The following is a 13067-nucleotide window of genomic DNA, read 5'->3' as shown; positions in this document are numbered from 1 at the left end:
ATCATGTATTCTTCTCTGTTCCCCCATTACGGAAAAGCTGTTGCCTGAGTAATGACATCCTCTATCAAAACGAGGGCGGCAAGGGCGTGCTCTTTCAACTCTCCGGTAAAAGGCACTCCATGCGAAGTTTCCAACAGTTTCAGCAATGCAACCAGTTCCGTAGCTCCAATCAACGTAAAGAGGGGAATCATTTTGTGGGAGACAGCAGCCATCTCGTCCACATCCTCATTCTCCACAGCCTTCTGCAAACGCTCCGCATTGAGACGGGTTTCAGCCACAAAACTTTCCAGAATGGACTTTGCGGCCTCGGGGTCATCGACCGAAAAAACGGTGAGCGAAGAGAATTTATACCCCGGGCAAGCCGAAGTTTCCGAAACTTCTGTAACCTCCTTCCCTTTGTCCTCCACATTCAATTCATGCAGCAATTCACTGACGGTAAACGGCTTATGCAGGCATCCGGCAAAGCCATGCGCCGTAAATTCCTCACGCTGCATGTCACTGCGAGCAGTGACAGCAATCACCGGAACAGACTGTGCCTGCGGTATGTTCGAAGCACGCAGCAGTTTCAGTAAATCAAAACCATTAATAGCAGGCATCTGCACATCAGTAAGCAGAACATCAAAGGTTGCAGTGCGCAAGGCATCCAGCAATTCATCCAGTTGTAAACAAGAAACAGAATTTATACCACTCTGCTGAAGCATGGCGGCAGTAAGGGTAAGTTGAATACGGTCATCATCGATAAGGAGGACATTCTTCAATGAAGAACAAGGAACGGAGAATGAAGAATTGCCCTCCGGCGTGACAACACAGCCCAATTCTTCATCCTTCATTCTACGCCTTTCGCTCCTTACGGGATAGATAGGAATATATATCGTGAAAGTGCTTCCCTTACCTGGTACACTGTCTACATCAATCGTACCTTCAAGTAACTGTACCAACATACGGACGATGGAAAGTCCGAGTCCGAACCCTTCTTTACCCTGAGCACCCGGTAATCGGGTGAATTCCTGGAAGATACGCTCACGGTCAGCAGGCTCCATACCTCTACCCGTATCAGCAATGGCAACTACCAGTCGACGGTCCTCGTAACGGGCAGTCATGGTAATACCGCCTTGGTCCGTAAACTTCACGGCATTGGACAGCAAATTGTTGATAATCTGACGCAGACGCAAGGGGTCACAAATATAGGTACCGTCCAGCTCCGGGGCAATGTCGCAATGAAGCGCCAGCCCTTTGGCAGCCGTAAGCGGTTCAAAACTTACGTGTATCTCTTCAAGCAGGCGGGAAGGATGAAAAGTGACCCGGTTGACTTCAGCCTTGTTCAAATCAAGACGATGGAAGTCGAGCAAATCAACGACCAGCTTCAGCAGATGCTCCGATGAGGTTTTCATATTGTCCAGATAGAACCGCTGGCGCTCATCCACCGTCAGACGGGAAAGCAAATCGGCATAGCCCATGATAGAACCGAGCGGGGCTTTGAAATCATGGGTAATGGCAAGCATCAGTTTTTCACGGACAGCAAGTAAATCTTCGGCACGACGGCGGGCCTCTTCCAACTCACGGCGGTAACGGTTGCTTCGAGTTATGTCGCGACCGATGATAATAAGGAAAAAAACGGAAAGCAATACCGCACCTACGGCAATGCCACTGATAATCTTGGCCGAACGGCGTCGGACCGCCTGTTGATACTCGGCTTCCGTCCGTGCACGCAGCAGAGTTTCCGTCTCATAATCTTTCAGCAAACTGTCAATACGAGCGGTCAGCATATGGTCCAAGCGTTGCAGATAGCGTTTACGTCGTTGTATAACAGTGTTTACAGCTTTTTTCTGCTGGGCCACAGCACGCAGTTTCTCATGCAAAGAATCGGCCGGATTATAAGGTTCAATCACCGTATCCGTCGCAAATTCGAGGGAGGTCTTCACCTGGATAGCCGTATCTTTCTTTGGGGGGACAAACACTTCACCCAAACGACGGAAAAAACCCTTCTTCCGAGGGCGTGTCACGACGGTATCCCGATGTGTAATGATACGGTGCTGCACACGTTGCTGGGTCACTACTGAGTCCTGCTGGGCAATTATCTGCTCAATGTCACTGGTGGATACCATGCTGTCATTCGCCTCACTCAGCGTACGCAGCATTCTTATCGTATTGGTATCCTTCTCGCGTATCAAAGCTAGTACGCTGTCTGTCCATTGTACATCGCGGTCATCGGTAAGAATAAGGTTCTCCATCTCCCGGTGTACGAAGAACAAGGAAAAAAACAATACCGCCAGCAACAAAGTGTAGCCTACGGCAATCTTTACTTTGGAGACACTGTTCATATTATCAAATCCTTTCCCTGGTCTGTCTACGGAATCTCAGCCACAGCATCACCCCTGCACTGGTCAGTCCAAACGGGAAAGCCATCCAGACCCCCGTCAGTCCCCAGCCGAAGATGAAACCGCAGAGGTAACCTACGGGCAAAGATATAACAAAATAGGATATAAATGCAATAATCATCATCGGTTTCACATCCGAGATACCACGCAGGGCATTGGCAAAATTAATCTGCAATCCGTCACCGAACTGGTAAATCAGGAACGGAAAGAAGAGAGCGGCTACCATACCGGACACTTCCATATTATCTGTAAACCATCCTCCGACCTGACCGCGAAGTGCAAAGACAATACTCAACAGCACCACTTCCATGCATAAGATGACGTGAAGGCCAGCATACGCCGAACGGCGCACATTCTGCCCGTCGCCCTGCCCCTTAAAGTTACTGACACGCACAGCAACTGCAGCACCCATGCCATAATACATCATGAAGGTGAACTGAGAGACAGTGAGCATTATCTGATGTGATGCCAGAGCAAGTGTCCCCAGCCACCCCACCATGACAACACTGAGGCTGAAGGAAGCGGTCTCCATTCCCATCTGCATACCGACAGGCCAGCCCAGAGCATTGAGTTTCCTAAACATCGGTGTCGACCATCCCAGCCTCATGAATCCGAGTCTATAACGGATAAAACGGCGACTACGAAGCACAATCACCGCAAAGACCACGACCATCACAATGCGAGAGAACAAGGTACTTACACCCGCGCCAAGCAATCCCATCTCCGGGAAACCCAATTTTCCATTGATCAGAATATAGTTTCCTACGATGTTAAGCGCATTCCCTCCAAGCAGAATCCACATGGCCGTCTTGGTGTCGGTGATGCCATCCGTAAACTGTTTAAAGCCGTTGAACAACATGACAAAAACCAGTGAAGCAAGCAGCACTAGATAATAAGGCTTAATCAGAGGCAGTAATTCTTCGGGCTGCCCCAGCCGTTCCACATTGAAATACAGAACAGCCATGACAAGAGTCAGCAATAAAGCTACCAGCACATTGGCCACCAGACTGCACCGTAACGCTTGTCCGGCTTCGGCAAAACGGCGGTTACCGTAGAAGCCTCCCACAACCGGGGTCAGCCCGTAGCTGAACCCCGTACTGAAAATAATACAGAGAGTAAACAGATTGTTTACGAAAGAAGCGGCACCCAGCTCTTCCGTGCTATGATGCCCAATCATCAGCGTATCGGCAAACCCCAGCACAATGACTCCCAACTGCCCCACCACAATGGGTAGTCCCAGGAGAAGCAATGCTTTGTAGTGTTGCTTATACGTATCAAATAAATTTCTCATACTAAAGGTTTTCTTTTTGGTAATAAAGCACAATCCCATTTTCATCGCGGAAGGTCTGTTGGGCTACCCTATGAAGCTGTTCTGCCGTCACAGAGCGGTAATTGTCCACTTCACGGTCTATGTCTTCCGCCTGCCCGGTCAGTTCAAACCAGGCAAGGTTCGTGGCAACATTCAGATAATTGATGTTGCCGAATATCTGTGTAGACTCAAACTTGTTCTTTACTTTCTCCAATTCCTGCTCTCCAACAAACCCGGATTTCAACTCTTCCAACTCTTTCCGGACAGCAGCCTCGGCTTGCTCCAAAGATACGCCAGCAGATGGCTTTCCACTGATATGCAGCAGTCCGGCATCCCGTGTACCGGAGATATAGGCATCGAGACTGGAAAAGAGCTTTTGCTCCTGCACCAGCCTGCGGGTCAAGCGACTGGAACGTCCATTGCTCAGAATATCCGACAGAATATCGAAGGCATAATAATCGGCATCTTCACGACTGCACATGTGATAAGCCATGAACAAAGCATCCAGAGGAACATTCCGTTCCACCGTCTGCCGGCGTTCCGCCGTCTGTACAACTTCTTGCGGTAATTGTCTTACAGGCACATTCCTACGGGGAATAGGAGCAAACCATTTTTCAGTCAGCCTAATCGTTTCTTCCCACGAAATATTTCCGGTAACGGCCAGAACTGCATTATTAGGTGCATAAAAACGGAAAAAGAATTCCTTTACCTCATCCAGCGTGGCATTGGCAATGTGAGAGAGGTCTTTCCCGATAGTAGGCCAGCGATAAGGATGCGTTTGATAAGCCAAAGGACGAAGCAGATGCCCCACATCACCATACGGCTGGTTCAGGCAACGTTGCTTGAACTCCTCCATCACCACTGCACGCTGCACCTCAAGACTTTGCTCACTGAATGCCAGTTCCAGCATACGGTCGGACTCCAGCCAGAAGCCGATTTCCACATTCGATTTTGGAACCGTCAGGTAGTAATTGGTAATATCATTATTGGTCCATGCATTATTCTCCCCACCTGCCAGTTGCAAAGGAGCGTCATAATCAGGAATATGCACCGAACCTCCAAACATCAGATGCTCAAACAAATGGGCAAAGCCCGTATGCTCGGGATGCTCGTCACGGGCACCTACGTCATAAACAATATTCAAGGCAACCATCTGCGTGCTGGTATCCTCATTGTGCACCAACCGCAGACCGTTGTCAAATATCTTTTTGTTTATCTTCATAAAATAGAATGACAGAATCTATCATCAATCTATCACTGTCACTTTTTTAATAACCACATCCTCTTCAGGACGGTCGTTACGATCAGTCTTGACCTTCTGTATTTTATCAACTATATCCATACCTTCCAGCACTTCACCGAATACGGTATATGCACCGTCCAAATGCGGAGTACCACCCATGGTAGTATAAGCCTTCACCTGCTCGGGAGTAAACTTGAACTCCGGTTCCTTGGCAACCTGAGCCTCTGCCTGCGCAATCAAAGAATCTTGCAAATCCATCAGACCGTCCTGGTCATTATTCTTACGCATCTTGTAGATTTCCTTCATATGCTTCTGGGCCAATGCATTGAAAGCATTGTTCAGGCGCATCTGATTCATCTGCTGTTCCATCCCCAGCAAGGTAGAGTCATTATACACTTTTCCAGTCACAATGTAGAACTGGCAGCCGGATGATGCCTTGTCGGGATTCACCTCATCACCCTGGCGTGCAGCCGACAAAGCACCTTTTTTGTGAAAATACTTCGGATAAACAAATTCGGCAGGAACAGTATAACCTACGTCGCCTGCCCCCAGCATCTTGCCTTTTGGAGCCTTTTTCGATTCCGGGTCACCTGCTTGTATCATAAAGTCCTTGATGACACGGTGGAACAGCGTACCTTCATACGTGCCGTCTTTCACCAGCTTAATAAAGTTATCACGATGTTTCGGGGTTTCATTATACAGTTTCACGGTGATGTCACCCGCACTTGTTTCAATCTTCAGCTTCGTTTCTTTTTCCATATTTTCCTCTTTCTTTTGTCCCGGCTTGCAAGCAGTCAAACCGCAAACCAGTATAGTTAATAATACAATTAGATTCCTTTTCATTTTGTTTTTTATTTAATTTAAGTTTGCAAATATACTAAAATCAGACAAAAGCACTTACCTTTGCCTACATAAAAGAGATAAAAGGCAAAAGCAATGACATCCATATTAATTGTAGAAGATGATATTACTTACGGCATGATGCTAAAAACATGGCTCGGCAAAAAAGGTTTCCAAGTAACCTCCACCAGCAGCATTGCCCGTGCTCAAAAACATATTGAGTCGGAAACCGTGGACTTGATTTTGTCTGACCTACGCCTGCCCGACAAGGATGGCATTGACTTATTGAAATGGCTGGGCGAACACGGCCTGCAAATACCGCTTATCATCATGACGGGATACGCTGACATACAGTCGGCCGTCCAAGCCATGAAACTGGGAGCCTGCGATTACATTGCCAAGCCTGTGAATCCGGACGAATTACTGAAAAAAATAGGCGAAGCCTTGAATGCATCATCCTCCGCTTTGAAACAGATGATGCATCCGTCCCGAACAGATGACGCGTTTACCCCAAACAGACCATCCGTCTCGCCTAAACAGACGATGCATTCCGACAAGATGAAAAATCAGTCTCAGAAGAGTGCAGAAGGCTCATTGTCTTCCTCCGACTTCCTCGAAGGAGAGAGCGACGCAGCCAAACAACTCTACAATTATGTGAAACTGGTTTCACCTACCAATATGTCCGTACTCATCAATGGTGCCAGCGGAACGGGCAAAGAATACGTAGCCCATCGCATCCACCAGCTCAGCAAGCGTGCCGACCGGCCGTTTGTAGCCATCGATTGCGGTTCTATCCCCAAAGAATTGGCCGCTTCGGAATTCTTCGGGCATATAAAGGGCGCCTTTACCGGCGCACTGACCGACAAAACGGGCGCTTTCGTCGAAGCCAACGGCGGTACCATCTTCCTGGATGAGATAGGCAATCTGAGCTATGAAGTGCAAATACAACTGCTGCGTGCTTTGCAAGAACGCAAGATACGTCCGGTTGGTTCAAACAAAGAGATAAGCGTGGACATACGTCTGGTATCCGCCACCAACGAAAATCTGGAGCAAGCCATCGAAAAAGGAACGTTCCGTGAGGATTTATATCACCGTATCAATGAATTCACCCTGCGCATGCCGCAACTCAAAGACCGCCGTGAAGACATCTTGCTCTTTGCCAATTTCTTTCTGGACCAGGCCAACCGCGAAATGGACAAGCAACTGACCGGCTTTGATGACAAAGCATCCCGCGCCTTATTGGAATACCCCTGGCCTGGCAATCTGCGACAAATGAAGAATATGGTACGCCGTGCAACCCTGCTGGCACAAGGCAAATTCATTACTATCAACGAACTAAGTGAACTGAAAGAACCTGCATCGGCCATCATCGGCATCCCTCTCCGCAATGAGGAGGCAGAGAAGCGTCAAATCATCGAAGCCCTACGGCAGACGGGAAACAACAAGAGCCGCGCTGCACAACTGTTGGGCATTGACCGCAAAACGCTGTACAACAAGTTGAAGCTTTATAACATATCCGACTAAAAGATGTGGAATAATTCCACACTCCTCTCCACACATTCCCCACTTTTCCACATTATACTACACTTTGCATAAAAACATATACATCTAGTTATCAAAGCATTACCCAACAAACAATTCTTTTGGCACACCATTTGACTTGTATTAAGTACAAGCAACAAGCGCTACAACAAACAAGCACTTAGACTTAACAATAAGATATAGCAACCTAAAAGCAAATGAATTATGAAAAAATTAGTATTAGTAGCAGCCCTGTTTATGTTTGTTTGTGGCGGAACGTTCTTGGCTCAAGCTAAGGCTCCGGTAGAACAGCCGAGTAAGACAACAACCTTGTCTAACGACACTGTGGTAACGGATACTTTGCAGAAAGCCGAGAACGTCCAAGACACAGCAAAAGTGGCCCAATAACAGTAAGCACACTACAACAAAAAGCCGTTTCCTCCTTGTCTATTCTGGGAAACGGCTTTTTTAATTGATAGTTGATAGTTGTCAACTAAGAAATCACCAATGTCTTTCCGGATAAAGGTCATTCCACCATGCCGGACTATCCTGCAACCAGCGGGCAAACCAAGCCATAATTGAATTGTGCCACAATTCACGTTTTGCATAATCAAGTACAAAATGGTTTTCACCATCCACGGTAATAAATTCCACCGGCTTGCCCAATATCTTCAACGCATTATACAACTGGATACTTTCACCGATAGGCACGTTCGTATCTACCGTGCCATGCAGCAACAACAGAGGGGTATTAATCTTGTCCGCATTGAACAATGCTCCATGCTTCGTAAACAAATCGGGATTATTCCAAGGATAGCTATCGGCTGCCGCAACAGAGTTATAGGAATATCCCCAATAACCCTCGCCCCAATAGCTCGTTACATTGCTGATGCCAGCATGCGAGGCAGCGGCAGCAAACATATCCGTCTTAGTCTGCAGATACATCGTCATGAATCCTCCATAAGAGGCACCCAGGCATCCGATACGTTTATCGTTGACAAACGGATGGGCTGCACAGAATTTCTTCGTACCTTCAATGATCTCATCGGCCGTACGCTCACCCCATGCATTGACATGGCGTGCAGAGAACTCCTGGCCGTACCCGATGGCACCACTGGGCTGGATAACATAAACCACATAGTCACGTGACGCAAACAACTGTGCACAGTACGGGGAAGTTATACCGCGGGTTGTAGGAGTCGTTCCTCCATAATAGTATACGATAAGCGGATACTTCTTGTTCGGGTCAAAAGACGGCGGCAGACAAACCATTCCCTTTATCTCCGTACCGTCCGAAGCTGTAAAGTTCCACTCTTCCATCTGTCCCAGCTCAATCTTATCGAGGATGGGCTTCATGGGATTGGCAAGCAGGGTAGAAACTTTTTTCTTCGTGTCGTACGTATAAGCTACGCCCGTGCTGGTGTTTCCTCCGCCCACATAGGCAGCCACAACCGGATTGTCATCCGCCAGCGTGAAGGAAGTAATCACATCTTCTTCAAGCGGAAGCATTTCAAAGCCGCCCGTCTTCGGAACATAACGGTAGATATGCCTGCAATCCCCATCAGTCGTATCGAAATAGATACATCCGTCCACACGGTTCCACTGCACGGGAGACACCGTAGGATTGAAATCGCGCGTGATAGCCTGCACTTTCTTTGTAGCCAAATCCATAATGAATGCTTGGGTATCAAAGTCATTGGCTATGGGATGTTCACCGCAATTCTTGCCAATGCCTCCGAAAGCAGACGGACTGCCCGTCACCAGAAGCTGCTTCCCGTCCGGAGAGTAAGAAGCACTTCCCAGATAAGCATCCCAGGCGACCAGCGTATCTGCCTGCAAGGTGGTCAAATCAATCTCGAAAAGAGAAGAGAGGGAGAAAGGGCATCGAGTGATGTCCGGCTTGGAAGTGCTGCACAACAGTTTCTTGCCATCCGGGGAAATATCATTCAGATAGACGTTGTGACTACCGTAGGTCAGGCGCTCGGAAAGTCCCGTCGCCACATCGTATTTCATGAGATAATAGCGGTCACGAGAATTGGGGATACGGTCGTCCGGATGCAAGAGACGTTTCAACGGGCCACTCACCTTTTCGCCCTCGTCCGTGAGCATATAGATAAGATAGTCTTCTGTAGGAGACCAGCTGAAATATCCTTCGGGAACATTCTTCAGCAGCACTTCCTCACGCATCGTGGCGGGATCGAACACAACCAGGTCATTCTGCTCCTCGCCCATAACCGTATAATAGAGCTTGTTGCTGTTGGGCATCCAGTTCATCTTTTCATTGGCATTGGGCAATATCACCCGGCCGGTCTTTACCTCGGTCAGCTCACAACGGGTCCTGGAACGCTTCACGTCGTAATTGTCCGAATAGCGGGTCAGCAGATACTTGCCGTTGGGCGAAAGAGAAACCCTGCTCGCTCGGGAGCCGAAATTGGTGTTGAACAAAGAGAAACGTCTCTTCATGTCCGGTGCCATCCGGCAGGCTACATCGGCAAAGTCCTTTTCCTTTTCAAATTCGCATTTCAGCATCGGCTGCATCTTGTCGTCCGCGCTTGAAAGCAACTTGATGACAATCTCATAATCCGCTTCGGGGTCCATACGCAGACTGACAGCCGTAGGACGGACCTGCGACAAGCTGTCCTCCGCTGTCTCCTTGACTTGCTTGGATTCACCGTTTACAAACACCTCAAAACGGGCAGGAGAATATACATTCAGCTTGCCCTTCATGAAACGCTCCGCACGCAGATTGGTAGCAAACAGATAGAACAGATTGTCCTTGTCTGCCTTTGCCACAGTTACATATCCAGCCGTATCAGCAACCATACGTTCGTACCGACCTCCGTCGAAGTCGAGACTGACCTTCGTCTTCAGAAGATTGCCGGTAGTAAACTTGTCTCCCTTGAAGTTGATACTATCGCCCTGGAGGGGAGTGCGCACCGTAACGGCAGGACGCACATTATACTCAGCAACTCTTTCCTGAGCTTGGGCAGCCAATCCCGCAAGGAGCAGCAAACCCGACAAAACTGTGATTTTCTTCATTACTGTAAGATTAAATCGTTTCAAAACCATTCCATAAATTTCCGGGAGGGACGGGAGCCTCCACTTCTATCGGTTCTTTGGACACCGGATGCACAAAACGGATATACCGCGCATGCAGACAGATGCTGCCGTCAGGATTGGAGCGGGGCGAACCATACTTCAAATCTCCCTTGATGGGACAGCCCATCTTTGCCAACTGACAACGTATCTGGTGATGGCGTCCGGTTTTCAAATCTATTTCCAACAGATAATAGTTCTGCGACCGCCCGATGAGCCGGTAATGCAAAATCGCTTTCTTGCTGCCCGGCACCTCCTTGTCGTATGCATAACTCTTGTTCTGTTTCTCATTTCGCACCAGATAGTTCACCAATTCCCCCTCTTCCTCGCGGGGTAAGTTCTTCACTACTGCCCAGTAAGTCTTCTTCACCTCGCTATTCTTGAACATCTCGTTCAGGCGCGACAGTGCCTTACTGGTCTTGGCAAAAACAACAAGACCGCTCACGGGGCGGTCCAGCCGGTGGGCGACACCGATAAAGACATTTCCAGGCTTGCTGTACTTCTCTTTCAGGTACTGCTTTACAGTTTCCGAAAGCGGTGTATCACCCGTTTTGTCTCCCTGAACTATCTCGGAAGCGGTCTTGTTGACTATAATGATATGATTGTCTTCGTATACGACAGTCATCGGTTGTTAATGTTTAATGATTAGTGATTAATGATTAATGACTAACACCCAACTTCTCATTAAACATTAATCACTAATCATTAATCATTAAATTACATATTCATCCCACCATCTACCTGAATAACCTGACCGGATACATAAGAAGACATATCAGAAGCCAGGAAAGTAGCGATATTTGCCACGTCTTCGGGTGTGCCGCCACGACGCAAAGGAATCTTCTTGCACCATTCAGCCTTCACCTCTTCAGACAAGGCATCGGTCATGGCTGTCATGATGAAGCCCGGAGCAATGGCATTGGCACGGATTCCACGAGAACCCAGCTCCTGAGCGATAGACTTGGCCAAAGCAATCATACCGGCTTTGGAAGCAGAATAGTTGGCCTGGCCGGCATTGCCGTGAACACCTACCACAGATGCCATATTGATAATGCTACCCGCCTTCTGGCGCATCATGATGGGTGTGCAGGCATGGATAAAGTTAAATGCCGATTTCAGGTTGACATTGATAACCATATCCCATTGCTGTTCGCTCATACGCATCATCAGACCGTCACGTGTGATACCGGCATTGTTTACCAGAATATCAATACGTCCAAAGTCCTTATGGATTTCTGCCACTACCTTGGCAGTGTCTTCAAAGTTTGCTGCATTGGAGGCATAAGCTTTTGCCTTTACTCCCAAAGCTTCCAATTCTTTTGCCGTAGCCTCGGCATTTTCATCAATCACCAAGTCAGTGAATGCGATGTTTGCTCCTTCTTGAGCGAACTTCAAAGCGATAGCCTTGCCGATGCCGCGTGCAGCACCTGTCACAATGGCTGTTTTTCCATCTAATAATCCCATATTATTTTAAAATTATTTATAAAATGTATTCTTACTTCTTTCCCAATGCACCAAGTACCAGACGGGTCACGTAAGTATCGCGTACCGCATCGTCCAGATTGGCCCCTATATGGCCGCGGATATAAGGTGTTTCAATACCTTTGACACTGTAATGCACAATCTCGGCAGTCATATCCAAGTCATCTATCTGGAAAACGCCCTTCTCCATACCTTCACGCAGAACCTCCTTGAAAAGCTGGGTCTCTGTAGCATCGAAACGTTTGCGCACTTTCTCCACTCTCCAAATATCCCGAAAGAAATTGGCACGAAGAGTACCATTCCGAAAGACAACCTCTTTTACCGCATCCAGATGAGTGTAAATCATTTCCATCAGTTTCTCGTCCGGCTGAATATCTTTCTCTACCACGTGCTTCATCATATCCGAAAGAATATCCAGCTCCGACTCAACAACAGCCAAGTAGATATCTTCCTTGCTCTTAAAATAGGTATAGAGCGTTCTCCTACCTTTCTTTGAAGCGAGGGCAATATCATTCATCGTGGTATTTTCAACACCCATCTTTGCAAACAGCTGACGGGCAACGTCCACTAATTTAGCTTTTGTCTTCGATACGGTCATAGATTAATTGCACATTGCTTTATTATTTGAGCAAAAGTAAGACATTTCCGCATATCTTACAAGAAAACATTCATTTTATTAATGAACAGCCCTAAAAAGGAAGAAAAAAAGTAGGCTTATTATCGTTCTATTTATCAACATATTACTCATTAAAATCCACTTAACCTCAAAAATATCATGCATTTTATTTGCATATTAAATAAAAAGCCGTACCTTTGCACCCACAAAACAATAACATCGCGGAGTGGAGCAGTTGGTAGCTCGTTGGGCTCATAACCCAAAGGTCATTCGTTCGAGTCGGATCTCCGCAACTACAATGAGGATAAAAGGTTTAAAGGCCGTTTATCCTCATTTTTTTTAATTCCCATCAAGGACAGAAAAAAATGTTTGCGCAAATAATGTTTGTGCAAATTGCTTCCACACTTCCACCTCCTCTCCACATCCCTTTATTCATCGGCATTACAGATGCGGTGGAAGCAACTCAAAAGTGTGGAAGCAAAATTTGCTTCCACACCGTTTCACAAACAGAAATACTGACACACAAGAAGCTAACATGAAGTAACACAAGTTATTAATTTCTTGTATCACATCTTATTTATA

Annotated in this window: 10 protein-coding genes and 1 tRNA gene; 3 read left to right on the top strand and 8 right to left on the bottom strand. The window is 47.3% G+C overall.

Going from position 1 to position 13067, the window contains the following annotated elements:
* Window positions 1–26 precede the first annotated feature (26 nt).
* From ITJ87_RS06075 to ITJ87_RS06060, 4 genes are read right to left on the bottom strand one after another with little or no spacing between them, the layout of a single operon-like run.
* Window positions 27–2321 (bottom strand): hybrid sensor histidine kinase/response regulator, encoded by a 2295-nt coding sequence (locus ITJ87_RS06075; protein WP_117599220.1) that lies wholly within the window; start codon window positions 2319–2321, stop codon window positions 27–29.
* A gap of 4 nt (window positions 2322–2325) precedes the next feature.
* On the bottom strand, window positions 2326–3669 hold the full coding sequence (locus ITJ87_RS06070) for an MATE family efflux transporter (RefSeq protein WP_117599219.1): 1344 nt from the start codon (window positions 3667–3669) through the stop codon (window positions 2326–2328).
* 1 nt (window position 3670) lies between these two features.
* The gene (locus ITJ87_RS06065; protein WP_117599218.1) at window positions 3671–4909 is read right to left on the bottom strand and encodes a pitrilysin family protein; all 1239 of its coding nucleotides are present in this window, start codon (window positions 4907–4909) and stop codon (window positions 3671–3673) included.
* 24 nt (window positions 4910–4933) lie between these two features.
* Complete coding sequence (locus ITJ87_RS06060; protein WP_117966295.1) at window positions 4934–5773, bottom strand: peptidylprolyl isomerase; 840 nt, start codon at window positions 5771–5773, stop codon at window positions 4934–4936.
* Window positions 5774–5866: 93 nt separating this feature from the next.
* Between ITJ87_RS06060 and ITJ87_RS06055 the strand changes: the two genes are divergently transcribed.
* Together ITJ87_RS06055 and ITJ87_RS06050 are read left to right on the top strand one after the other, a co-directional pair.
* Window positions 5867–7294, top strand: coding sequence for a sigma-54 dependent transcriptional regulator (locus tag ITJ87_RS06055; RefSeq protein WP_117599216.1), 1428 nt, complete (start codon window positions 5867–5869; stop codon window positions 7292–7294).
* Window positions 7295–7516: 222 nt separating this feature from the next.
* Complete coding sequence (locus tag ITJ87_RS06050) at window positions 7517–7699, top strand: hypothetical protein (RefSeq protein WP_005828596.1); 183 nt, start codon at window positions 7517–7519, stop codon at window positions 7697–7699.
* A gap of 93 nt (window positions 7700–7792) precedes the next feature.
* Here ITJ87_RS06050 and ITJ87_RS06045 read toward each other — a convergent pair whose 3' ends face one another.
* The 4 genes from ITJ87_RS06045 to ITJ87_RS06030 form a co-directional block, all read right to left on the bottom strand.
* Window positions 7793–10330, bottom strand: coding sequence for a prolyl oligopeptidase family serine peptidase (locus ITJ87_RS06045; RefSeq protein ID WP_057253232.1), 2538 nt, complete (start codon window positions 10328–10330; stop codon window positions 7793–7795).
* A 10-nt stretch (window positions 10331–10340) separates the two neighbouring features.
* Window positions 10341–11012, bottom strand: coding sequence for an RluA family pseudouridine synthase (locus ITJ87_RS06040; protein WP_008665938.1), 672 nt, complete (start codon window positions 11010–11012; stop codon window positions 10341–10343).
* A gap of 92 nt (window positions 11013–11104) precedes the next feature.
* Window positions 11105–11851 carry a 3-oxoacyl-[acyl-carrier-protein] reductase gene (gene fabG / locus ITJ87_RS06035; RefSeq protein WP_117588701.1) on the bottom strand — a complete coding sequence of 249 codons (747 nt, stop codon included), beginning with the start codon at window positions 11849–11851 and terminating at the stop codon, window positions 11105–11107.
* Window positions 11852–11882: 31 nt separating this feature from the next.
* A complete protein-coding gene (locus ITJ87_RS06030) occupies window positions 11883–12467 on the bottom strand; it encodes a TetR/AcrR family transcriptional regulator (RefSeq protein WP_005828604.1) in 585 nt (194 codons plus the stop codon).
* A 238-nt stretch (window positions 12468–12705) separates the two neighbouring features.
* Here ITJ87_RS06030 and ITJ87_RS06025 point away from each other — a divergent pair.
* A tRNA-Met gene (locus tag ITJ87_RS06025) sits at window positions 12706–12778 on the top strand.
* Window positions 12779–13067 lie beyond the last annotated feature (289 nt).

The organism is Bacteroides sp. HF-162 (assembly GCF_015679285.1).
Classification (GTDB): Bacteria; Bacteroidota; Bacteroidia; order Bacteroidales; family Bacteroidaceae; genus Bacteroides; species Bacteroides uniformis.
The sequence above is the reverse complement of the archived record's forward strand: the minus strand, read 5'-3'. Positions and strand labels throughout refer to the sequence as shown.

Bases quoted from the DNA above. Each gene is read 5' to 3' on its own strand.
- ITJ87_RS06040 (WP_008665938.1), bottom strand. From the start codon at position 11,012: ATGACTGTCGTATACGAAGACAATCATATCATTATAGTCAACAAGACC.
- ITJ87_RS06075 (WP_117599220.1), bottom strand. From the start codon at position 2,321: ATGAACAGTGTCTCCAAAGTAAAGATTGCCGTAGGCTACACTTTGTTG.
- ITJ87_RS06045 (WP_057253232.1), bottom strand. From the start codon at position 10,330: ATGAAGAAAATCACAGTTTTGTCGGGTTTGCTGCTCCTTGCGGGATTG.
- ITJ87_RS06065 (WP_117599218.1), bottom strand. From the start codon at position 4,909: ATGAAGATAAACAAAAAGATATTTGACAACGGTCTGCGGTTGGTGCAC.
- fabG (WP_117588701.1), bottom strand. From the start codon at position 11,851: ATGGGATTATTAGATGGAAAAACAGCCATTGTGACAGGTGCTGCACGC.
- ITJ87_RS06050 (WP_005828596.1), top strand. From the start codon at position 7,517: ATGAAAAAATTAGTATTAGTAGCAGCCCTGTTTATGTTTGTTTGTGGC.
- ITJ87_RS06060 (WP_117966295.1), bottom strand. From the start codon at position 5,773: ATGAAAAGGAATCTAATTGTATTATTAACTATACTGGTTTGCGGTTTG.
- ITJ87_RS06055 (WP_117599216.1), top strand. From the start codon at position 5,867: ATGACATCCATATTAATTGTAGAAGATGATATTACTTACGGCATGATG.
- ITJ87_RS06070 (WP_117599219.1), bottom strand. From the start codon at position 3,669: ATGAGAAATTTATTTGATACGTATAAGCAACACTACAAAGCATTGCTT.
- ITJ87_RS06030 (WP_005828604.1), bottom strand. From the start codon at position 12,467: ATGACCGTATCGAAGACAAAAGCTAAATTAGTGGACGTTGCCCGTCAG.